22 protein-coding genes and 1 tRNA gene are annotated in these 22,822 nt (G+C 52.0%); 9 read left to right on the forward strand and 14 right to left on the reverse strand.

What is annotated here, in order from left to right; genetic code table 11:
* Positions 1-6 precede the first annotated feature (6 nt).
* From FCS97_RS08370 to FCS97_RS08385, 4 genes are all read left to right on the forward strand, one after another.
* A complete protein-coding gene (locus FCS97_RS08370) occupies positions 7-1,074 on the forward strand; it encodes an MBL fold metallo-hydrolase (RefSeq protein WP_138518000.1) in 1,068 nt (355 codons plus the stop codon).
* Between the two features lie 64 nt (positions 1,075-1,138).
* Entirely contained in the window at positions 1,139-2,887 is a 1,749-nt protein-coding gene (locus tag FCS97_RS08375) for an N-acyl-D-amino-acid deacylase family protein (RefSeq protein WP_138518001.1), read from the forward strand.
* 27 nt (positions 2,888-2,914) lie between these two features.
* Positions 2,915-3,283: a VOC family protein gene (locus FCS97_RS08380; protein ID WP_138518002.1), complete on the forward strand. Its 369-nt coding sequence runs from the start codon at positions 2,915-2,917 to the stop codon at positions 3,281-3,283.
* 4 nt (positions 3,284-3,287) lie between these two features.
* The gene (locus FCS97_RS08385; protein WP_138518003.1) at positions 3,288-3,986 is read left to right on the forward strand and encodes a hypothetical protein; all 699 of its coding nucleotides are present in this window, start codon (positions 3,288-3,290) and stop codon (positions 3,984-3,986) included.
* A 15-nt stretch (positions 3,987-4,001) separates the two neighbouring features.
* Here the strand turns inward: FCS97_RS08385 and FCS97_RS08390 are convergent, their stop codons facing one another.
* Positions 4,002-5,048, reverse strand: a complete 1,047-nt coding sequence (locus FCS97_RS08390) for an asparaginase (protein WP_138518004.1) — start codon at positions 5,046-5,048, stop codon at positions 4,002-4,004.
* Positions 5,049-5,282: 234 nt separating this feature from the next.
* Here FCS97_RS08390 and FCS97_RS08395 point away from each other — a divergent pair, with 234 nt between their 5' ends.
* The 3 genes from FCS97_RS08395 to msrA are packed head-to-tail and all read left to right on the forward strand — an operon-like array spanning position 5,283 to position 7,229.
* Complete coding sequence (locus tag FCS97_RS08395; protein ID WP_171035234.1) at positions 5,283-6,080, forward strand: DUF1223 domain-containing protein; 798 nt, start codon at positions 5,283-5,285, stop codon at positions 6,078-6,080.
* A 39-nt stretch (positions 6,081-6,119) separates the two neighbouring features.
* On the forward strand, positions 6,120-6,623 hold the full coding sequence (gene msrB / locus FCS97_RS08400) for a peptide-methionine (R)-S-oxide reductase MsrB (RefSeq protein ID WP_171035235.1): 504 nt from the start codon (positions 6,120-6,122) through the stop codon (positions 6,621-6,623).
* 3 nt (positions 6,624-6,626) lie between these two features.
* Positions 6,627-7,229: a peptide-methionine (S)-S-oxide reductase MsrA gene (gene msrA / locus FCS97_RS08405; protein WP_138518006.1), complete on the forward strand. Its 603-nt coding sequence runs from the start codon at positions 6,627-6,629 to the stop codon at positions 7,227-7,229.
* A 22-nt stretch (positions 7,230-7,251) separates the two neighbouring features.
* Here msrA and FCS97_RS08410 read toward each other — a convergent pair whose 3' ends face one another.
* From FCS97_RS08410 to FCS97_RS08460, 11 genes are all read right to left on the reverse strand, one after another.
* On the reverse strand, positions 7,252-8,892 hold the full coding sequence (locus FCS97_RS08410; protein WP_138518007.1) for a 3-(methylthio)propionyl-CoA ligase: 1,641 nt from the start codon (positions 8,890-8,892) through the stop codon (positions 7,252-7,254).
* Positions 8,893-8,955: 63 nt separating this feature from the next.
* Positions 8,956-9,327, reverse strand: coding sequence for a DoxX family protein (locus FCS97_RS08415; protein WP_138518008.1), 372 nt, complete (start codon positions 9,325-9,327; stop codon positions 8,956-8,958).
* A complete protein-coding gene (locus FCS97_RS08420; RefSeq protein WP_138518009.1) occupies positions 9,327-9,950 on the reverse strand; it encodes a hypothetical protein in 624 nt (207 codons plus the stop codon). The genes FCS97_RS08415 and FCS97_RS08420 overlap by 1 nt, the downstream gene beginning before the upstream one ends.
* Positions 9,951-9,969: 19 nt before the next feature.
* A complete protein-coding gene (locus tag FCS97_RS08425) occupies positions 9,970-10,503 on the reverse strand; it encodes a spore coat protein U domain-containing protein (RefSeq protein ID WP_138518010.1) in 534 nt (177 codons plus the stop codon).
* Positions 10,485-12,797, reverse strand: a complete 2,313-nt coding sequence (locus FCS97_RS08430) for a fimbria/pilus outer membrane usher protein (protein ID WP_138518011.1) — start codon at positions 12,795-12,797, stop codon at positions 10,485-10,487. The genes FCS97_RS08425 and FCS97_RS08430 overlap by 19 nt, the downstream gene beginning before the upstream one ends.
* A 17-nt stretch (positions 12,798-12,814) precedes the next feature.
* Positions 12,815-13,543 (reverse strand): fimbrial biogenesis chaperone, encoded by a 729-nt coding sequence (locus FCS97_RS08435; protein WP_138518012.1) that lies wholly within the window; start codon positions 13,541-13,543, stop codon positions 12,815-12,817.
* Positions 13,544-13,633: 90 nt separating this feature from the next.
* Complete coding sequence (locus tag FCS97_RS08440; protein ID WP_138518013.1) at positions 13,634-14,083, reverse strand: spore coat protein U domain-containing protein; 450 nt, start codon at positions 14,081-14,083, stop codon at positions 13,634-13,636.
* 371 nt (positions 14,084-14,454) lie between these two features.
* Positions 14,455-14,531 (reverse strand) — tRNA-Arg (locus FCS97_RS08445).
* A 72-nt stretch (positions 14,532-14,603) separates the two neighbouring features.
* Positions 14,604-16,115: a glycerol-3-phosphate dehydrogenase/oxidase gene (locus FCS97_RS08450; protein ID WP_138518014.1), complete on the reverse strand. Its 1,512-nt coding sequence runs from the start codon at positions 16,113-16,115 to the stop codon at positions 14,604-14,606.
* Positions 16,108-17,598, reverse strand: a complete 1,491-nt coding sequence (glpK, locus tag FCS97_RS08455) for a glycerol kinase GlpK (protein WP_138518015.1) — start codon at positions 17,596-17,598, stop codon at positions 16,108-16,110. Before glpK ends, FCS97_RS08450 begins: the two co-directional genes overlap by 8 nt.
* 22 nt (positions 17,599-17,620) lie before the next feature.
* A complete protein-coding gene (locus tag FCS97_RS08460) occupies positions 17,621-18,070 on the reverse strand; it encodes a gamma-glutamylcyclotransferase family protein (protein WP_138518016.1) in 450 nt (149 codons plus the stop codon).
* 55 nt (positions 18,071-18,125) lie between these two features.
* Between FCS97_RS08460 and FCS97_RS08465 the strand changes: the two genes are divergently transcribed.
* Positions 18,126-18,899: an SDR family oxidoreductase gene (locus FCS97_RS08465; RefSeq protein WP_138518017.1), complete on the forward strand. Its 774-nt coding sequence runs from the start codon at positions 18,126-18,128 to the stop codon at positions 18,897-18,899.
* Positions 18,900-18,911: 12 nt separating this feature from the next.
* Here the strand turns inward: FCS97_RS08465 and FCS97_RS08470 are convergent, their stop codons facing one another.
* Both FCS97_RS08470 and FCS97_RS08475 read right to left on the reverse strand, forming a co-directional pair.
* Positions 18,912-19,736, reverse strand: coding sequence for an SDR family NAD(P)-dependent oxidoreductase (locus FCS97_RS08470; protein ID WP_138518018.1), 825 nt, complete (start codon positions 19,734-19,736; stop codon positions 18,912-18,914).
* On the reverse strand, positions 19,733-21,259 hold the full coding sequence (locus tag FCS97_RS08475) for a flavin-containing monooxygenase (protein WP_138518019.1): 1,527 nt from the start codon (positions 21,257-21,259) through the stop codon (positions 19,733-19,735). The genes FCS97_RS08470 and FCS97_RS08475 overlap by 4 nt, the downstream gene beginning before the upstream one ends.
* Before the next feature lie 179 nt (positions 21,260-21,438).
* Here FCS97_RS08475 and FCS97_RS08480 point away from each other — a divergent pair, with 179 nt between their 5' ends.
* Complete coding sequence (locus tag FCS97_RS08480; protein WP_138518020.1) at positions 21,439-22,749, forward strand: FecR family protein; 1,311 nt, start codon at positions 21,439-21,441, stop codon at positions 22,747-22,749.
* The last annotated feature ends 73 nt before the right edge of the window (positions 22,750-22,822 follow it).

The raw sequence follows: 22,822 nt of genomic DNA on the forward strand, positions 1-22,822 counted from the left end.
AAAATCATGGTCAAAAAACTGTTGATTGGCGCTGTCGCTTTGATCGCTGCAGGTGCCGCAGTGGCCTACTTTCAACGCCATGAAATTACCTTGGCCATGGTCGAGAAAGTGGCCAGCAAACGCATGCAAGACCCACTTGCTGCGCTCAGCGATGGCCTGCACATTGGGCTTTGCGGCACAGGCTCACCTTTCCCCGACCCGGATCGTGCAGCGCCCTGCACTTTGGTCATTGCAGGCAAGAATATGTTTTTATTCGATGCCGGCAGCGCGGCCGCCAAGCAAATTGCGACTATGGGATTCTCCACAGGTCAACTCAAAGGCGTGTTCATCACCCACTTTCACTCGGACCACATTGATGGGCTTGGCGAGGTACTCATGACACGCTGGGCGCAACACACCGAAGGGCAAAAGCTGACCGTGCATGGCCCCAGCGGAATTGCGCAGGTCATGAACGGGTTCGAGACCGCTTACACACAAGACACCGGCTACCGCACAGCCCACCATGGCGCCGCCACAATGCCGCCTGAACTGGCGGGTGCCGACGTGAATGAATTTACAGTGCAAAAAGGCAGCTACACCGCAGTGCTGCAACAACCCGACCTGCTGATCGAGGCCTTTGCGGTGAATCACCAGCCCATCAACCCGGCAGTGGGTTATCGAATTTCCTACAAAGGCCGAACTGTGGTGCTGAGTGGCGACACCACCAGCGATGCACAAGTGAAAGACGCAGCCCGCAATGCCGACTTGTTGGTGCACGAGGCCCTGAGCCCGGAATTGGTGGCCCGCCTGCAAGACACGGCCATTAACAACAATCGCAGCAAACTGGCCAAAATTTTCTCGGACATTCCCAACTACCACGCAACGCCCTTGGACGTGGCTGTGTTGGCACAAGAAGCTGAAGTGGGCCATGTGGTGCTTAGCCACATTGTGCCGCCCTTGCCCCTGCCCCCATTGCGGGAAATATTTCTGGGCAAGGCCCCCGATGTGTTCAAAGGCCCCTTCCGCATTGGGGAAGACGGCGATTTCATCAGCCTGCCCACAGGCAGCAAAGAGGTAATTTACGACCGTCGATAAAAGTTTTTTCCAATTCGACAAGATTTCTTGTTACATTTGAAAAAAATGAGAATTGGAGACAAACATGGCAGATTCGACATTCGACGTGGTCATCACGGGTGGACGATACTTCGACGGCACAGGCGGCCCATCGGCACTGCGCCACATTGGTATTAAAAACGGCCGAATTGCTGCGGTCAGCGAAACCCCGCTGCAATACCAGGGCACGCCCAAAATTATTGATGCCTACGGCCACTGGATTACCCCCGGATTTCTGGACACACACACCCACTACGATGCGGAAATGATTGTGGCGCCCAGCCTGTCGGAATCGGTTCGCCATGGCGTGACCACCGTGTTGGTGGGCAGTTGTTCGCTCAGCATGATTTGCAGCGAGGCCGAGGATGCTTCAGACATATTCACACGTGTAGAAACCGTGCCCCGTGAAAAAGTACTGCCCATTCTTCAAGAGAAAAAAACCTGGAATACACCCAAACAATGGGTTGAGTTTGTGAAGCAACAACCCTTGGGACCCAACCTGATTTCATTTTTGGGTCACAGCGATTTGCGCGTTGGCACCATGGGCCTGCTGGACTCCACTGACCGGAAAGTAAAACCGACCGAGTCGCAAATGCAGCAAATGGAAGCCACGTTGACCGAAGCCATGGAGGAAGGTTTCCTTGGTCTTTCCACCATGTGTCTGAAATGGGACAAAATTGACGGTGACCGTGCCTGGTCAAAAAGCCTGCCCAGCACCTATGCCCGCTGGAGCGAGCTTCGCCGCCTGAACAAGATTTTGCGCAAGTACCGCCGCGTGCATCAGGGTGCACCCAATGCGGCCAACCCGCTGCAAATTTTTGAGTACCTGATTGAAACGCTGGGCTGGATTCGCAAGCCACTCAAAACCACACTCATTGCACTCATCGATTTAAAAGGCAACAAAACCGTTCGCCCCATGGCGCAAATTTCAAGCCGTGTGGTGAACTGGCTGGGTGGCGCATTCCGCTGGCAATTGCTACCCACGCCATTCACGGTGTACGCCGATGGCATTGATGTGGTGTTTTTCGAAGAGTTTGGTGCGGGCGAAATGGCGCTTGATCTGCGCACACAAGTTGAACGCAACAGCCTGCTTCAAAACGAAGACTACCGCCGCCAATTCCGCAAGTTTTACGGGCAAAAGCTCAGCCCCCGCGTGTGGCAGCGCGATTTCGGCGATGCGATTATTCTGGAGTGCCCAGACACGAATTTGGTGGGCAAAAACTTTGATGAGGTAGCCCGTGCCCGCAAAGTGCACGTAGTGGATTTGTTTCTGGATTTGGTGGTGCAGTTTGGTCGCCAGTTGCGCTGGTATACCACGGTGGGCAACCACAAGCGCGAAGTAATCCGCGAACTGGTGCAAGACAAAAACACCCTGATCACCTTCAGCGATGCGGGCGCGCACATTCGCAACATGGCGTTTTACAACCTGCCCTTGCGTTTCCTGAAACTGGTCAAGGAAACCGTCGAGGAAGGCAAGCCCATCATGAGCATGGAGCATGCCGTGTGGCGTTTAACCGGCGAGCAGGCCGATTGGCTGGGCATTGAGGCAGGGAAAATTCGGGTAGGTGACCGTGCCGATTTGGTGGTACTTGACCCGGAAGCCTTGAACCAGAACCTGGAACAAGTGAGCTGGGGTGACATGGAAAACTTTGGCTTGCAACGTTTGGTGAACCGCAACCCAGGTGTTGTGAAACACGTGCTGATTAATGGCAAGATAGCAGTCGAGAATGAGGCCGTAGTGCCCGAGCTCGGCAAAGAAATGGGCTTCGGGCAATTTCTGCCTGCAAGAACCTGAAATTGAGAAAATCCACGGAGAAGCACGATGATTGGATATGTAACACTGGGTACAAACGACCTGCCCAAAAGCGGTGAATATTTTGACAAGTTGTTCGCACCGCTTGGTGCGAAACGAATTCTGGAACTGCCACACGGCATTTTCTGGGGCACCAGCATGACCAACCCGTTCATTGGATTGATGAAGCCCGCCAACGGCCAGGCCGCCAGTGTGGGCAACGGCACCATGGTGGCGCTTACCGCCAAAGACAGAACACAGGTCGATGAATTCTATGCACACGCCAAAACACTGGGCTGTACTTGCGAGGGTGCACCTGGTGAACGCATGCCTGGTTTTTATGCGGCCTACTTCCGTACGCCCGATGGGCACAAAATGAATATTTTTAAAATGGGATGAACGAGTGAACCCGATTGATTCAACTCTGGACGAGTTTGCAGGTCTTGAAGAAGTGCCTGCCCCCTGGACACTGACCGGCAAAGGTCTGATTGTTGTGATGCGCAGCAAAGCCGAAAGGCTGATGGCGGATACGCGTATTCCATTGGACATTCGCGACACATTGAAAACGCCGTTGAGTGTTTTGATGTACGTGGACTACACCCATTCCAACGCAGGACCCTACAAGGAATTGCTTTATATTCCAGGTACGGCACAGTTCAGCGAGAAACTCGGTGGCAAACGCTTGCCCACCATCAGCAACATTGTGGTGAGCAGCGCAAGCAGCGTGAAAAATGGTCGAATCAATTGGGGCATTCCGAAAAACCTGTGCAGCTTCGATGTTGCGCAGGGCCCCGAAAATATTCAGGAAATCAGCCTGCATCAAAACGGTGTGCCACAGTTTGAACTGGCTTTTCGTGGCAAGGGTTTTTCCTTTCCAATCAACACCGGCCTGGTGCCAACTTTCATGAAAACCTTGGGCCAACACTGGCAAGGCAAAGAATTTTTGTACAGTCCCAGCGCGAAAGGCAAAGCCCGTTTTGCCAGCGTACACGTGCTGCAAAACCTGGGCGATGCCTTTCCGGATATCGACATCAACGATGTGGTGACCGCACTGGAAATCACCCAATTTCAGATGACGTTCCCAGTGGCCCACATCGCTTGAACAGATTTGACCAGCTTAGCGGTCAAACAAGGGCTGCAAGTCAGCCTTTTTAGTGATGCCCGACTGCATGGCCAACATCAACAAAATTCGGGCTTTCTGGGGTGACAAATCGTCGGCCATGATTGCGCCAGCATCAAACGTGGTTTTACCACCGCCCACAAAACCATAGTTGGCCATGACGCGGCCTTGGTGCACGCGGGTTGAAATTACCACCGGTACATTTTTTGACAAGGCGTATTGCACCGCTTCGAACATGGGCACATTCATATTGCCCATGCCCAAGGCCTGAACCACAATGCCCTTCACACCACGATCAACTGCATTGCGCAAGGCTGCACCAGTTGCCCCACCATACATGGCGACAATTTCAACTTCCGGCATGGGGCCATCCACCAACTGAAAGGTTTGGCGACGCAGCGGCGTAGTGGCGTACATGACTCGGTCTGGATACACCTCGCCAATCAGGCCAAACGCACCGCTTTGGAAGGTTTCAACATTCTGGGTGTGGGTTTTGGTCACATAACGCGCAGCATTGATCTGGTTGTTCATGGCCAGCATGACACCCTTGTTTTTGGACTGCGCATCCACCGCGATACGCACTGCATTCAGCAGGTTGCGAGGGCCATCAAAATCTGAAGAAGATGCATTGCGCTGCGCGCCGATCAACACCACAGGCTTCTCGGAACGCACGGTCAGGTCCAACCAGAATGCTGTTTCTTCCAGGGTATCTGTGCCATGAGAAACGATCACACCGGCCACTTCCGGGCGAGCCAAAGCGGCATTCACTTCTTTGGTCAACTGCACCCAGCGGGGTGGATCCATGTAGTCTGAAGGCACATTCGACAGGCTCTTGACCTGAATGTTGGCGTACTTGCCCACATCGGGTACCGTGGCCAACAGGTCTTCACCTGAAATGGCAGGCACCGGGGCGTTTTTCACCGGGTCAATTTTCATGGCGATGGTGCCGCCAGTTGCGATGAACTGCACCACAGGTTTGTCTTGTGCATGTACAGCAAAGGTAGTGGTCAGCAAGGCTGACGCAAGCAAGGCTTTCAATTTCATCCCATTCTCCTGTTTTTATGAAATTTGCCTCGACACTTGGATTGTCGAGGCGGGTTAACTCTAACAGGGTAAGTAAATTACCCATGGGTCACTTAGTCGGAGTAGCCACAGGACTTGCCACACTTGTTAACAATCGCAGAATTTGCTAAGCATCGCGATGTAACCTTTCCACGAAGCCCGGCGAATACCCTCCTGAACACAACGCAGCAGGTAGAGGGCGGTATGACAAAAGGCGTGAACTTGACAGCTGGCACAGGTGCCCTGGCGCTTATTGGCCTGAGCAGTGGCAACGCCTTTGCACAACAAGGCACCTGCAATTGGACGAGCCCGGCCGAGCGCATGATTGTCGCCGAGCTATACACCTCCGAAGGCTGTAGCAGCTGCCCACCCGCGGATCGCTGGCTAAGCAGCCAGTTAACTACACCTGAACGATCGAGCAGCATTCTGGCCCTTTCATTTCATGTGGATTACTGGAACTACATTGGCTGGGAAGACCCCTACTCCAAAAGGCAATTCACTGAACGGCAGTACGCCCACAAACGGGCTGGCAATGTAAGTCAAATTTACACACCGCAATACGTGTTTTCAAATCGCGAGGTTCGCCGCTGGGGCCAGGCCGGTGTTGTCCCTCAGCGATTAACGGCCATGCAACAAGACAAGGCACCCGTGGGCTTGCAAGTTTCACTTGAACGAAAGTCGGCAAACCAGGTCGAAGTCAAGGTGAAAACACAATGGCTTGATGAACGTTATTCAAGCGGGCGCGTGTTTGTAGCCTTCTACGAGGACAATTTAAGCCAACAGGTGAAAGCCGGAGAAAACCGGGGAGAATTGTTGAAACACGACCGGGTGGTTCGGCACTTGAGCGAAGCGAAGAAAGTGTCACCAGCCACGCAGGTGCAAGTGTTCAACTACACCCTGCCCGCGGACTGGAACCAAAGTAATGTAGGACTGGGTGTTATTGTCGAGAACAATGAATCCAATACCGTTCTTCAAGCATTGAATGCACCAAGGGCCTTGGGCCAGTGCAGCTAATCAACATTGATTGAGTTATTGAAACAAGGAAATACCACCATGCAACGTCGTACAGTCATCGCAGGTTTGGCCGCAATTGGCGCAGGCCTGTTTTTCACAAAACCCATGAGCTCGATTGCCAGCATGAACAAACTGAATAAAACAGAGGCCGAGTGGCTGAAAATCATCAAAAAAGACCAGTACAACGTTTTGTTCAAAGAGGCCACCGAGCGCCCATTTTCCAGCCCTTTGAATGATGAAAAACGCAAAGGAACCTATGTGTGCGCCGCCTGTAACTTGCCACTGTTTCCTTCCCAATACAAATATGACAGTGGCACGGGTTGGCCCAGTTTTTTTGATGCCAACAAAGGCAGCTTGGGCACCAAAACTGATTACAAACTGATTTTGCCGCGCACGGAATACCACTGCAGCAATTGTGGCGGCCACCAGGGCCATGTTTTCGACGACGGCCCTGCCCCAACCGGCAAGCGTTATTGCAACAATGGCCTTGCATTGGCATTCGTACCGGAAGGTCAAACCTTACCCGCAGTGCGCAAGGCTTAAAACATGAAACACATGAAACTGCAAACCACACTGGCCATTGCTTTGGACCTGCTTGCGGCAACGGGCGTGCAGGCTGAAACAAAAACCGCCGTGTTTGGTGGCGGCTGCTTTTGGTGCACGGAGGCCGACTTCGACAAAGTACCTGGCGTTTTGAAAACGATTTCAGGCTATGCGGGCGGGCAATACAAAGACCCGGATTACAAGGTGGTGAGTGCGGGCCGCACAGACCACACCGAAGTAGTTGAAGTGACTTACGACGACACAAAGGTTACATACAGCCAATTGGTCGAGTACTTCTGGAAAACCATTGACCCCACCGTGAAAAATCGCCAGTTTTGCGATGCCGGTACGCAATACCGCAGCGGGTTTTATTACCTGAATGAGGAACAGAAAAAAGTTGCGGAAACCAGCAAAGCCAAACTGCAGGCCAGTGGCAAATTTAAAACCATTCACACCGAAGTAGCACCGGTGATCAAGTTTTATCCCGCCGAGGAATATCACCAGGACTACTACATCAAAAACCCGATTCGCTACGGCTATTACCGCAACGGTTGTGGTCGGGACAAGCGCCTGGAAGAACTGTGGGGCGCCAAGGCGTCTCGTTGAGCCGCCCTGGATTTCACTAAACTCAGGAGAACTTCAAACCTTTGAACTTCTCCCGCAGTTCAGACTTTTGCACCTTGCCTGTGGCGCCAATCGGCATGGCGTCCACAAACTCAACGTCATCTGGAATGTGCATTTTGGTGATGCGTCCCGCGTAGAAATTCAGAATGTCTTGTTTGCTGACTTCTGCACCAGGGCGCTTCACCACGATCAACAAGGGCCGCTCATTCCACTTTTCATGGGGAATGGCGATCACGGCGGACTGCAACACGGCCGGGTGCGACATGGCAATGTTTTCCAGGTCGATTGAACTGATCCATTCCCCGCCCGACTTGATCACATCTTTGGTGCGATCGGTAATTTGCATCAAGCCGTCTGGCGCCATGCGGGCCACATCGCCCGTGGCGAACCACCGTTTACCTGTCGCGTCGTGGCTGAATGCTTTGGCACCATCGCCCCCGTAATACTCGTGCAACACCCAGTGCCCACGCACATGCAACTCGCCACTTTGCTCAAAGTCCCACGGCAACTCTGTGCCGTCTTCGGCCAGCAATTTCATATCAACGCCAAAAATGGTGCGCCCTTGCTTGGCTACAATTTCGTATTGTTCTTGTTTCGGCAAATCGCGCTCATTGCCGCTGAGTTTGGACACTGTGCCCAAGGGCGACATTTCCGTGCTACCCCAACCTTGCATCAACTCCACGCCCATTTCGTCAAAAGCCTGAATCAAACTGACGGGCACAGCCGAGCCGCCCACCAGCGATCGTTTCAAGGTGCTGAACGCAAGCCTGTTTTGTTTCATGTGATTGATCAAACCCAACCAAATGGTAGGCACACCGGCAGCCACAGTCACTTGCTCATTCTCAAGCAGCTCGTAGATCGATGGACCATCCAGTTGCGGGCCGGGCATCACCAATTTGCACCCCGTCATCAAGGCCGCATAAGGCAAGCCCCAGGCATTCACATGGAACATGGGCACCACGGGCAATACGGTGTCTTTGCGGGTGAGCGCAATTGCATCGGCGCAATTCGACATCATGGCGTGCAACATGGTGGACCGGTGCGAGTACAAAATCCCTTTGGGGTTGCCGGTGGTGCCTGAGGTGTAACACAGGGTGCAGGCAGAATTTTCATCGAACTCGGGCCACACATACGCATCGGTTTGGGCGTTCAACAGGCTTTCGTAATTCAACAGGCCAACCACAGGTGGATCCGCTGGCATCTTGTCTTCGTCAATCAATAAAATCCAGTTCTTGACACTGGGGCAGTGCGGCGCAATGGCCTTGATGAGCGGAGCAAAAGTAAGGTCGAAGAAAATGGTGGTGTCTTGCGCGTGGTTGATGATGTAGATCAACTGCTGGGGGGTATATCGAGGGTTCAAAGTGTGGGTAACGGCACCCATACCCGCCACCGCGTAATAAATTTCAATGTGGCGATGACTGTTCCAGGCAATGGTGCCAATGTTCTCGCCCTGCTGAATATTCAAGCCATGCAAGGCATTGGCAAGTTGCCTGGCCCGAGCAGCCATGGCCTGGAAGGTAATTCGATGCAAGTCTCCTTCTACCCTTCGACTCACCACTTCTTGCCAGCCGTAAAAACGCTCGGCATGCACCAAAATTGAAGAAAGCAGCATTTCCTGCTTCATCATCAGACCTGGCTTCAACATCTTGTTCGTCTCCTCTGCATTGTATTTTTTTAAAGTGTACCGCAGAGGATCGTAACGGTGATTCTATTTTTGAGGGTTCCGACTTTGACCAGCTTTCCAGATCACCCAGATCACCAAGGCTTGTAGCGGCAAGCGCAGGTACAACAAAACCACGGGAATATCGGCAAACTGATCCGGGTTCATCGCCATGTGAACATTGGCAGGTAACACCGCCACACAAAGCGCAATCAGGCCATATGCTGCCCATTTTCGGGTGCGTTGAACAAGAACACCAACACCACCCAGAATTTCGAAGACACCGCTGATTTTGACCAGTGCTTCCGGGTTGTTGAAATACGGCGGGACGATGCTGGAGAAAAAATCCAGCAGTACAAAATGAAGAAGGCCTGCACCGATGAAAAATACGGCGACGATTAATACAGAGACTGGAAACATTAGGGATTGATCAGGCTGATGGTGCCCAGAATGATAGGCCATGTTCCAGTGTAGGTTCCATCTTCGGGTCGGGTTTTGAGGTCGAGTTGATACACAATTCTAAATTCACGGGTCAGCAACTGATCAACATCATCCAGACTGAATGTAATCACCCCTGCACCACCTGGCGCAAGGCTGACTGACTTTCCAATTTGTGTGCTGTCTTGAAACAAACTGACCGAGATACTGTTGACTTGATCATCCAGATAATGAATTTTGTTTCCCTTCAACATGCTAAGCCTGTTGTTTACGAAATTCAGTGGAACGGAAACAATCGGTGTGGTGTTGGTTCGAATGGAAAAACAGCCCTCGGATGTCGCACCCTGACAACCGCCAACAATCGTAGAGGTGTAATTGACGGATGGCCCGCGTCCATTGCCATTGTTTCCATTCGAATTGCCAGGCGCAGCTGACGATTTCACGATCGTGACTATTGCCGGCTGTGTCACCGCAGAGGCAGTGGTGGTTGCACCTATTTCCACGGAAACACGGGGATTGGCAATCGCAGTTGCTGCAATCGCATGCATGCTTGGCATTGCAAACAGTAAAACTGCCACAGATGATGCTTTATAGATTAAGCGCATATTTTTCTCCGCACCCATGTCAGTAACTGATCGTCAAGGTCAAAGTGCCCGTGTACAAACCTGCACTTACATTCAAATTGGTACCAACATCCAGAATTCGACCATACAGCGTAAAAGTGGGCGGTGTTGAAAACGAAAGCGGTTTGCGTGAATTACCCAGACCAAGCGGACAATTGCCAGTGAATGAAAACACAGCAGAGCCTGCCACACTTGGGTAGACGTTGCTGTAATTGGCATCGGAATACACACCATAGGTGACTGTACTGTTCGAGCTTTGCAGCACTCGTGTTGCGTTGCTGGATGAATCTGAAAGCGTCAAGAAAGTACTGCCAGACACAGTTGTTGTGCCAAGGCCTCTGCAAGTGCAACTCATTTGCACACTGCCCACTGTCGTGCGATTGCCGTTGGAAGGCTGATAGTTTCCGAATGCAAGGCTACCCCCGCCCAATGAACAAGAATCCACGTCACCAGCGTGGGCTTTGCCGCCCAACAATCCGAGCCCTGCAAATACCATTACCGCAGAAATAAAGGCATTCAATGAATTGTCAAGCATGTCAATGTTCCCAGGTCAATTGGCGAGCTGCTTTCTCGAGTGCTCTTGTTCAAATCAAATTCAAAGTCACATTCACCGCCCTTCCATCGCGCGGTATAGGCAGCGGCATCGGGTGCATCAGCAAGATAAACCAGCCCCTCAGTGCCCACAACCAGGTTCATAGGGGTTCCATCTCGCTTGAAAATTGGCGCTCCCGAAGGCACATCGTTTCCTTCAGCATCTTTCAAAATGAATGTCACCGAGCGCACAAGGCGCACCGGAAAATCGAGCACAACACCACTTCGGTAATAAGGCACACCCACCAGTTCAGTTGCGCCAATTTCTACTTCAAAAGGAAGGTCGGCCTGTTCAATTGAAATACGGTTGTCTTCATAGGACCTTAAATTGGGCACCACCAATGCACCACTCGAATTCGTTCGCCCCACTGCCTGATTCTCGGCAAACACTGTCACACCTTCGAAACCCTTGACCCGCACCACACCAAAGCTGTCATTCAAGCGCCTGGAAAGGTAAACCCCTCCATCCATGAATACCGCACTACCCGACGCACCCACGCTTTGACTGGTTTGTCCCTGTTGGGCACTGGCAGAAGCAGTGACTGTGGAGTAATTGAAATTTCGCGCCACTTCAGCACGGTAAGTGTTATTCAGGCCCGCCTCAAGACCATAGCCCGTGCCCAAGCCAAGCGGAAGGCTTTTCCGGAACTGCGCGCTCGCAAACAGTTTGTCGCTGCCCGACTTGCTGACTTGATACGAGGTAGACCGTGTTTGATCCAAGGGCAAAAAAGCGCTGAGGAAAAAAGAACGTTGACCATCCGCCAACAAAGATTGGGTGTAGGACAAGCTCACAGATAACTTGCCAAACAATTGCAAAAAGTAGGCAGTCGAGAAAGTTTCGTTCGGAATTCCAGCAAACTCAGACGATGAATACGTAAAAGACACTGCACCATATTCGCCAAAACCATATGAAAACCGGGAATTCAATGCATGCGAAGTAGTGCGCTGGGGACCAAACTCGGAAATAACGCGAAAATTTTCAGACGCTTGCTGATATTGAATACCGACCGCCGAGGTGCGCGCCTGCCGCTCAAACCCCGCTACAGTCAAAGTACCTGAGCCTTGATCCGACTGGCTACCAGCCAGGTCAAAGTTAACCGCCCCAAAGCCCGCCAAAGCCTGCACAATGCCACCGCCTGCCAGCCTGCTGCTTGCACTGGATTCAGCATGAAAGCCAGCGGTGAAATTATCGGAAAAACCGTACCGGTGTGTTGCGCTGATTAATGCATCCCCGTAGTCGCTGCTTTCCCGACCAAAATTGCGCCGAAGCTGACCAATTTCATAGGAAAAATCATGCTGTCCATTGCGCAACAAACCAGGGCTTTGGTAAAAAGATTGGGTCAGAATTTGCTCCCGACCCGACGCGTCTCGAATAACCACACGCACATCGCCTACACCAGTGCTTGATGGAATGTTGTCGATATTGAACGGGCCGGGGGCGACCTGTCGGCGAGATTGCAGCACATTGTTGACAAACACCTCGACCGTCGACGGTGCAGTAGCAATGCCAGTCGCGGCCCGCAGTGGGCTGGAGGTCAAATAAGGTTGGGTACGAAAATTGGTGGCGTATTGAATGCCGCCTATCCGGTTACTGATGCTCCAGGGAGCCGCTTTTGAAATAGAGTCGCCCAAGCGCAACGAGGCCACCGAGTCGGGCAAATCCATTTCCCAGGTCGAGTTCAACCTTACCGCTCCCGATTGGGTGGGGGATTGGGAAACAAAAAAATTGCTTGATCCGACACCGTATGGCGTGAACACCGCAGGCTCAAGAAATGCAGACGTGAAATTTTCACTGTCAATTGACGTGCTGGACAAATCGTAATTGAAAAAAGCACCAAAACCCGAGGTTAACGTGCCTTGATTGCTGGCTGACTGGTAGCTCATGGAGCGAGCAATGAAGCGTTCTGCTGCGGCATTGAACTGAAGAAAAAGATTCTTCTCGTCAAACACATAGCTAGTGCCCTCTGCAATCGGTACCCGGTAATACACAGCACCACCATATTCAATTGTTGGCAAACCGTTGGAGTCGATTCGCCACGCAGAGAGTTCTTGTTCCTGAGCATACAAATCATTAGTGACGCCAAACAGAACTACCGAAGGATCGGGTAGATCCGTGCCGTTAATTCGAACCTGCACGACCAACTCTTGAAACGCAGACGTATCCACCTGAACTTCCTGACCAGCCGCTGCCTTGATTTGAAACAACAGCGCACAGAGCATAAGCAGGAAGTAAGGCATTGATCACCACTGCCAAATCAATTGTCGAAGGTCACGGTTTGATCAATCAATAGTCCCTCACCTATTGCTTGAATTTTCAGGGTTTTGCCAGGCTCGGCACCTGCACTTGCGGTGGCCAAGGGGTAAACCTTGGTAGCACCAGCCAACACCTGTATCACTGGCGGCGCTGTTTCCAGCGACAGGCCAGTGACGGTATCGATAATTTTCACCTCAACCGCTTTCACATACACATTGCCCGGATTGTGTGCACTCAGGGCAAAACTCCCGTCCGGCAGTTTCAGGTATTTGAACTCCAGTGCTTTTCGCTCCACCTTTGCGGGCACGATGTGCACGGGAATATTCATTTGCAAAGCCACACGAACCCCGCCTTCTTCAAGCGGCTTTTCTGAAGGAATTTCTTTCACAAACAATCGATACGTTTGCTCTGTAGAAAAGTCTTGGCGATTGCGCAGTGCAATTCGCACAATTTGAGAGGCTGCAGGTGCGATATTGAACACCCGTGGGCTGATCAAAATATCCTTGCTGGCCTCATACACTTCCTGACCGTCCTTCTGCGACCATGCAAAGGTATCCAGTTGCATGGACAGTGGTTCATCAGCGGATTCATTGGTAATTGTCAGCGCGTAAGTGGGCTGACGCGAGGGCATGGAAATATTCACCGATGACACGGTGAAATTGCCTGCCTGCGCACCCAGGTTGGTCAGGGAAAGCAGAATGAATGCAGAAATTTTTGTCCAGATATTCATAGGCTTGTGGCAGAAAGTAATTAATAAAAAACAAAACCCCGGCGCTCGGCCGGGGCTGTGCTAAGCATCAATACAATGTGCCTGAATGAATTAATAAGTCAATGTCACAGTGGTGGTGGCTGAGTAGTTGCCAGCACGTGCATTTTCATAAGCGGCTTCCTGAATGGTCGCAGTGACGTTGTGTGACTGGGCCTTGCCAGCACCAAAACCTGCACCAGTACCACTAGGAGCAGCAATCGCCAAAGTTGAAGGAATATCAAAACCACCACCAGCCAAACCCAAAGTCAATGTTGCAGGAACACCCAAGGTGTAAGTTGTGGCGTTGGTGCAATTCACACTCACAGCACCGCTGCTTGACTTGGGGCCTGTGGTGTCACCCGCTGTAATTGGTGCAATCACGATGTTGTTTGCGCTGACTTTACAGAACGCCAGAACAGAAGTGGACACTGTGAAGTTTGCAGTCGTGGTTGACTGGGCAAACGCAGCAGAAGAAGTTGCAAGAGCGATTGCAGCGATCAAAGAAGTTTTAACGATTTTCATGATTTACCTTGTTTGCCTAAGTTGAATGGAAACTGTTGGAGCACCTACGTTGTTCTGTAGTTTTATGTAGGGGATTCTCAACACACGCTGTTCCGTGAACCACTACAAACTCGCAAACGGATACTGTCATCTGACAACAATCATGGTCAACGTAAATTTTTGATTTCACAGCGTTTTTAAACATTGTTAACAAATCGTCAACTTCGATTTAATACAAGTTAAAGCTCTTTAGGCAAAAGTCGCAATCCATATGACAAATACGCAGTGCGGTCACACCGCATTTTTGAACGTATTTTTGGAGAATTAAAAAGGTAAATTTCGGGAAATTTAAACAAAAAACCCTCGCCTTTTGAGCGAGGGTTTTTTTAATTTGGTGCGGCTGGCAGGATTCGAACCCACGACCCCTTGGTTCGTAGCCAAGTACTCTATCCAACTGAGCTACAGCCGCTGTGAAGAAGCGAGATTATGCCCCAAACAATAATGTTGTGCAAGGGTAAGCCTGCGCTTTTTACAAAAAACTTTAACAATCAGCTTGCAGGCTGTACTGGGCCACCAATTTGCGGAATTCCGCCTCCTGGCGATCCAGTTCTTCATCGCTGTAACGCAGCTCGTTTTGCAGCACAAATCGAACCTCATTCATGCAGGCCAGGGCAGCATTGCTGTCCAGAAAAAGCGCCCTGCTTCGACGCGCCAGCACATCTTCAATGGTTACCGCCATTTCTTCCAGCACAGCCTGTGCAATTTCAGCTTCATTCAAATCAAGATTCTCGTGAATGGCCGAACCGGGTTTGCGCAGGGGCAAATCATCCTCTAGCCGCATGTGGCGGGTTCGGGTTGGCTTGTTGGCCCAACCATGTTGCTCGCACACCAAATCAACCACTTCCTCAGCCATGCTGCGGTAAGTGGTCCACTTGCCGCCAGTAATGGTCACCAATCCGCTGGGCGCGGTAATTACTGTGTGTTCGCGAGAAATACTCTTGGTGTTCTGCTTTTCGCCACCCGCGCTGACCAAAGGCCGCAAGCCCACGAATACACTTCGCACGTCGGCGCGCGTAGGCGCATTGGCCAGATACTGGCCAGCAGTTTGCAAAATAAAATCCACTTCTTCGGGCAATGCGTCAGGCTCCCAAGGGGAGTCTTCGCGGGGCGTGTCAGTGGTACCAATCAGTGTTTTGCCCAACCAGGGCACCACAAACAACACACGACCATCACTGGTTTTAGGCACCAGCAATGCTTCCTTGGCCGGGTAAAAATGCTGATCAACCACCACATGCACGCCTTGGCTTGGGCTGAGCATGGGCTTCGAATCAGCTGCATCAAGTTTGCGAATGTCGTCGACCCACACACCGGTGGCGTTAATCACGGCCTTGGCCTTGAAAGTCAGCGTCTCGCCACTGAATTCATCGCGGGCTTGCACGCCACTGATTTTCTCTGCGCTTTTTACAAAGCCGGTCACGGGCATGTAGTTCATCGCCATGCCACCCAGTTTGTGTAAAGTTTTCATCAGGGCGATGGCCAGCCGTGCATCGTCGAACTGTGCATCAAAGTAGCGCACACCACCATGCAATTTGTGCTGAGAAATGGTGGGCACCGCGCGCAGCACCTCATTTTTCTTCATCATGCTGGTGGGGCCTACACCCAACTTGCCTGCCAGCATGTCGTACATTTTCAGGCCGATCCAGTAAAACAGTTTCTGGAACACATTTCGCACCGGAATGACAAACGCCAAAGGCTTGACCAAGTTCGGCGCATTCACCAACATGCGCCCGCGTTCCTCTAACGCTTCTTTCACCAGGCTGAAATTGCCCTGTGCCAAATAACGCACACCACCATGGGCCAGCTTGGTGGCGCGTGAACTGGTGCCTTTGGCGAAGTCGTGCCCTTCCAGCAGCAGCACCTTCAGGCCACGGCTTGCAGCATCCACTGCACTGCCCAGGCCGGTGGCACCACCGCCAATCACGATCACGTCCCATTCATATTGCGCTTGTGCCTTGAGTGTCAATTCATCAAGGTGCTTTTTACGACTAAGCATCTGCCCATCCTTTGGAACGTTCTACTGCGCGGTGCCAGCGATCAAGCAATGCACCGCGTTCATCAATACTCATTTTGGGATCGAACCGCGCATCCACCTGCCAGTTGGCCAGCAGGCTTTCCTCGGTGTCAAACACACCCACTGCCAGGCCTGCAAGGTATGCAGCGCCCAATGCAGTGGTTTCAGTCACGGTAGGGCGCACCACGGGTACACCCAATAAATCAGCCTGAATCTGCATCAACAAATCATTGTTGGATGCGCCGCCATCTACCCTTAATTCACTCAGCGGCTTGGCACCATCCCGCTGCATGGCCTGCACCAAATCGACTGTTTGCAGTGCGATGCTTTCCAACGCTGCACGTGCAATGTGAGCCTTGCTGCTGCCCCGCGTCATGCCCACCAAAGTGCCCCTTGCATAGGGGTCCCAATGTGGTGCACCCAGGCCCGCAAATGCTGGCACCAAACACACACCATCGGTGCTTGGCACGCTGGCCGCCAATGCCTGTACATCGGCAGACTTTTCAATAATGCCCAAACCATCGCGCAACCACTGCACCACTGCCCCGCCCATGAATACACTGCCCTCCAGCATGTAACTGGTTTTGCCCTTGACTTGCCAACCCACGGTGGTCAATAAACGGTTGTGGCTTTCAACCACTTCACGGCCTGTATTCATCAACATGAAGCAACCAGTGCCGTAAGTGTTTTTTGCTTCACCAGGTTTGAACGCAGTTTGCCCAAAGGTTGCTGCCTGCTGATCACCGGCAACACCCGCAATCGGAATGGCTGCGCCCAGCACCGCTGGATCACACTGCGCAATTTCGCCGCTTGATTCGCACACCTGCGGCAACATGCTGGGTGGAACATCAAACAACTGGAGTAATTCGGAATCCCACTTCAGTGATTCGATGTTCAGCAACATGCTGCGCGATGCATTGCTGACATCGCTTGCATGCACTGCACCACCAGTCAGGTTCCAGATCAACCAACTGTCGACTGTGCCAAAAGCAAGTTCACCTGCTTCAGCTTGGGCACGTGCACCTTCCACATTGTTCAAGACCCAGTTCACTTTCGTGGCTGAAAAATAGGAATCCAGTTCAAGCCCCGTGCTGCGGCGAATCAAGGCAGCTTTGCCCTGTTCACGCAACTTGTCGCAATACGCAGCCGTGCGGCGGTCTTGCCAAACTATGGCGTTGTACACGGGTTTTCCGGTTTTTCGATTCCACACCACTGTGGTTTCACGTTGATTCGTTATACCAATACCAGAAATATCTGAAGGCTTTAAGCCCGCTTTTTTAATCGCGCTGCGCGCACAAGTCAGCTGTGTGTTCCAAATATCTTCAGGCCTGTGCTCGACCCAACCCGCCTTAGGAAAAATTTGCTCGAACTCTTGCTGAGAACTGGCAACCACTTGCGCCTGCGCATTGAATACAATGGCGCGCGAGCTGGTGGTGCCTTGGTCCAGTGCCAAGATAAAACCCATGCGGTCGTCTCCTTTCTTGTTGTTACTTTCTTTGCCCAGTGCTGTTCCAGTTGCCCACATGTTTGTTCAAAAAGGCCTGCATTCCTTCGGCCTCAAAACGGCTTACACTCCACAACTCATCGGTCAACACGTCGCTGTTCAACCAAATGTAGGTCTCGGCGTTCAAGGTTTCACCACTGGTATTCAGCAGCACTTCAATTTCACGACGTTCGTATTCAGGCCCCTCGAATGCGTCCAGTTTCTTTACATCGTCCGGCAGCACATTCAGCCACACCAGGCCCTGCACTTGCGCAGTAGGGTTTGCCACCATGGCCGGGTAGGTTTCGCCGGGCACCGCATGGCGTTGATAACCCTTGGCAATTGCATTTAGGCACGGGTAAACACCCTTCACCACCTGCCCCCACACTGGCAAATACATGAGTGATCCGTACACAAAAACATGTTTACCGTCTTGCTCAAATTTCGAGCCCATGCGATGTTACCTTCTCAGATGAAAAACAATTAGAAAATGCCTGCAAGGAGACGATATGAAAACAACAACTGATTTGTTCAATTTACAAGATAAGGTAGCTTTGGTCACGGGTGCAACCCGCGGAATTGGCTTGGCATGCGCGGAATTGCTGGCCAGCAAAGGGGCCACTGTGATTATTTCAAGCAGAAAACAAGAGGCATGTGAGCAAATTGCTGCGCAATTTCAAGCAGATGGCCTTAAAGCAGTGCCCATGGCCTGCCATTTGGGCGAGATGGAACAAATTGAGGCGCTGTACCAACAAATTGAAGCCAAGTTCGGAAAGCTGGATATTCTGGTGAACAACGGCGCAACCAACCCACACTTTGGGCCAATCTACGACACCGATTTGGCTGCCTTTCAAAAAACCTGCGATGTGAACATTCGTGGCTACTTTTACATGAGCAGCCATGGCTGTAAATTGATGGCCAAGAACGGCGGCGGCAGCATTATCAATGTGGCCTCAGTCAATGGCGTGATCCCCGGCTTGTACCAAGGTATTTATTCAATTACCAAGGCCGCTGTTATTTCCATGACCAAAGCCTTTGCCAAAGAATGCGCGCCGATGAAGGTGCGTGTGAATGCACTGCTGCCCGGTGCAACCGACACCAAATTTGCTTCAGCACTGGTGCACAACGATGCGATTCGCAGTGCCTTGCTGCAGCATGTGCCCATGAACCGCGTTGCGCAACCCAGTGAAATGGCGGGCACAGTGCTTTATTTGGCTTCCGAGGCTTCCAGCTACACCACCGGCGCATGCATCAATGTGGATGGTGGCTACCTGGTGGTGTAAATATGACAGGGTTTACTTGATTTGTATGCCCTTGTAATCTTCAGCATTCAGCGTGCGCCCCATTTGTTGCCAAAGAATGTGGCGCATGCGCTTGAATGGCACCAGGCGTGAACCCAACCACACGCGCGCGGCATTGTTGCCGTACACAATGCGTGGTTCGTTTTTCTTGATGCACTTCAACACGTACTCGCAAATTTCGTCGGGCGGCGTGGTCAGGAATTTCTTGGCAAACTTTTCATGCTCAGGCTTGCTGGCAATGTTGGTATTGATACCACCAGGGTGTACCAAATGCACTTGCACTTTGCTGTTGGAAAGCTCCACCATCAGCGACTCAGTAAAGCCGCGCACTGCAAACTTGCTGGCGCAGTAATCTGAATTGCTGGGCGTGCCCACCAAACCAAAAATACTCGACACATTGACCACGGCGCCTTCACCGTTGGCCAGCAGTTGCGGCAAGAATGCACGGGTGCCATGCACCACACCCCAGAAATTAATACCCATGACGCGCTCATAACTGTCATCGCTCAAGGCCCAGACTGGTCGCCCTTCTCCACTGACACCGGCATTGTTAATAATCACATGCGCATTGCCCAAAGCGGCTTTCACTGCCTGGGCAAAAGCGTACACCCCTGCCTTGTCGGACACATCCAGTTTCTCGGCATACACCTGCACACTGGCGGCTTGCATCACCAGTTTCTCGGTTTCTTTCAAACCTTTTTCGTCGTAGTCGCACAAAGCCACTTTGCTGCCAAGTTTGGCAAACATCAGTGCGTAGGAGCGCCCCATGCCTGACCCAGCACCGGTGATCACCACGACTTTGTCTTTGAAATTTTTCATGCGGCTGCCCCTTCTGTGAGCAATTCAGATTCATCGGATTGTGCAGGCTTGTGTTGCGCCAATGGTGCTTGCAACACATGGTCGTTCATCTTGAAATTCCTGGCCATGCGCAGGTAGGTGTAACTAAAGCCAGGAAACATGGCCACCACATGGCCGCTTTTGCTTTTGTACCAGCTGGTGCAACCACCGCGTTTCCACACGGTTTTTTCCATTTCGCTGTGAATGTGGGTGGTGTAGCGTTCTTCGGCTTGGGGCTTCACTTCAATTGCAGCAGCTTTTTTCGCTTTCACTTCAGCAATTGCACGCATGATGTAGTGCATCTGCGCTTCAATCACGAAAATCGCAGAGGTGTGCCCAATACCCGTGTTGGGACCAGTCACGATAAACAGGTTGGGAAACCGGGGCACAGTGGTACCCAGGTAAGCGCGCGGAAATTCATTCCACACATCAGCCAGTTTGGTGCCGTTTGTTCCAACAACGGGATAAGAGATCACACCATCCGTGGCGTCATAGCCTGTGGAATACACAATGCAATCCAGATCAATCTGCTCACCGCTTTGCGTCTTGATGCCTGTTTCATTAATCTCGGCGATGCCGTCGGTTCTGTCGTGCAGGCTCACATTGGGGCGGCAATACGCAGGGTAAAGCGTGTTGCTCAAAATAATACGCTTGCAACCAATCGTGAAATCGGGCGTTACCTTCTTGCGCAGCTCAGGGTCTTTGATCTGCTTTTTGATGTGATGCAAAGCCTCGCGCTGGGCAATGTTCTTCAATGCAAAGTCAGAATACTTGAATGCAATCACCCGGCTTTCCAGTCCCCAATAGATGGCAGCTCGGGCCAGTTTGCGAATGGGCTCCACTTTCAGCAAGGCACGTTGCCAAGGCTTGAACACCCGGTCTGGGCGCGGCAGCACCCAGTGGGGCGAACGCTGAAATACATGCAAATGCCCTACTTCAGGCGCAATGGCGGGGATCACCTGTGCTGCGCTAGCTCCGCTGCCGATAATGGCTACACGCTTGCCTGTGTGGTCGTATTGCTGGTCCCAGGCATTGGTATGAAAGGTTTTTCCCTTGAAGGTGTCGCGTCCTTTGAAGTTTGGAATCACCGGCGTACTCAAAGGGCCAGAGGCATTGATCACAAACTGCGCCTTGATCACATCGCCTGTTTGCAAATGCACATGCCAGCGTTGTTCATTCTCGTGCCATTCGGTGCGCTGCACATTGCTGTTGGTGCGGGTTTTCTCGCGCAGGCCGTGCTTGGTGATCACATGCTCGGTGTACTGCTGAAGCTCGGCACCCTCGGCAAACATTTGACTCCAGTCGTAAGGTTCACTCTCGATGGAATACAACAGCGATTGAACATCCACAGCAGCGCCGGGATAAGAGTTCTGACACCAGGTGCCGCCCATGAAATCGCGGCGCTCCAGCATGATGAAATCTTCAATGCCACGCTTTTTCAAATTGATGGCTGCGCACTGGCCACCAAAGCCACTGCCAATAATTACAACTGTGTATTCACTCATGCCAAAGCCTTTTCGGAAAGTTTTTGCTTCCGTGAATGTATATCTGACAACAATCATTGTCAATTATAAATTCACCAATAGAGGGTAGAACCCTCCCCCTAATTGGAGGATTAAAAAACTGGCGCACTTGCAAAATTGATGGGTATTAAATACCAATCAAACAATTTAGGAGCAAATCCATGGCCGCACCCCAAGCATTAATCAAAGACCTCGAAGGCGAGGTTAACGTGAGCCGCAACGGTGAAGTGGTGGCCGTGAAAGCTGGCGACTTTCTCCTGCCCGGTGACGAGGTAGTGACCGGTGCCAACGGACGCCTGGCACTCGAATTTCCAGGAACTGACGGACAAATTCCGGCAGCGGGCGTGATGACGGCCAACGGCAAACTCACCTTGGGCGAACAACCCGGTGCCAACGGTCAGCAGCAAATTGTGGTACTTGAAGACGGTGAATGTTTTGAGTTCACCACCGAACTTGCCGAGAACTCAGCCGCCGCCGAGGGTGGCGCAGTGGCTGGTTTGTTTGGCGCTGGCCTGCTGGGTGCAGGCAGTGGCGGCCTGGCCGGCGCGGGTGCTGTGGCGGCAGGCGCATTTCTGGCGGGTGGTTCAGGCGACTCGGGCGGCAGCGATACTTCCAGCGGCGGCAGCAACATTAATAATGCCGGTGTGGGTGCTGGCGAATTTTCTTCTCAAGACAGCCCACAAAGCCTTGAAGAATTTGCCTCTGAAAACCTGACACAAGAAAACCTGCAAGACAGTATTCTTCAGCCAATTCAAGATGCTGTACAAAACAGCCAGAACAACCCTGAATCCACACCAGACAACATTGCTGTTGCGGTAGAACAAACTGGCCTAGGCGTGCTCGAGAACGTGCACGACGCTTTGGTAGCCACCACAGGTGAAGGCACACCACAGGCTGACCTCGTACAACAATTGGTCGATGGGGTGAATGAAACACCACTGGGCGAACCACTCAGCCCGATCACCACGCCACTGAGCGAGGCAGTCAACACCGACCTTGGACTGGATACCTTAATTTCTGCCTTGCCCAATGTAGACCCAACAGATGGTGGCTTGGTGACCAGCGTGGTTGATTTGGCTGATGGCATTACCCAACCCATTAGCGAACAGGTGGAACCTTATGACCAACTGCTTCAAGGCTTGCGGGACGTGGCTGTAGAAATTGACAATGTGCTGGATGGAGTATTGAGCCAGGTAACTACCGAGGTTCCAAACCTGGAAGGCTTGGGCGATGGCACACCAGCCCTGCCCGCGGAAGTGGAAGGTGGCCTGGCCGATTTGGTCGACGGTATTCTGGGGGGTGCAGACACCTTGCAGTCTGCGCTTGAAGGCGCGGGTGGCTCTGGTTTACCGGAAATTCCCGAAGGCGATTTACTGGGCACACTCAGCAGTGGCATTTCTTCCGGTGCAGATGCACTGGGTGGCGAACTGGGCGGCTTGCCTGGCTTGCCAACCGATGGCTTGCCCAGCTAATACGCATCACACTTTATATTTGTCATCAAGATTTCATCTTTGAACAATAGGCTCGATCGTTTTACAGCGATAC

The organism is Limnobacter alexandrii (assembly GCF_005871185.1).
GTDB classification, from domain to species: domain Bacteria; phylum Pseudomonadota; class Gammaproteobacteria; order Burkholderiales; family Burkholderiaceae_B; genus Limnobacter; species Limnobacter alexandrii.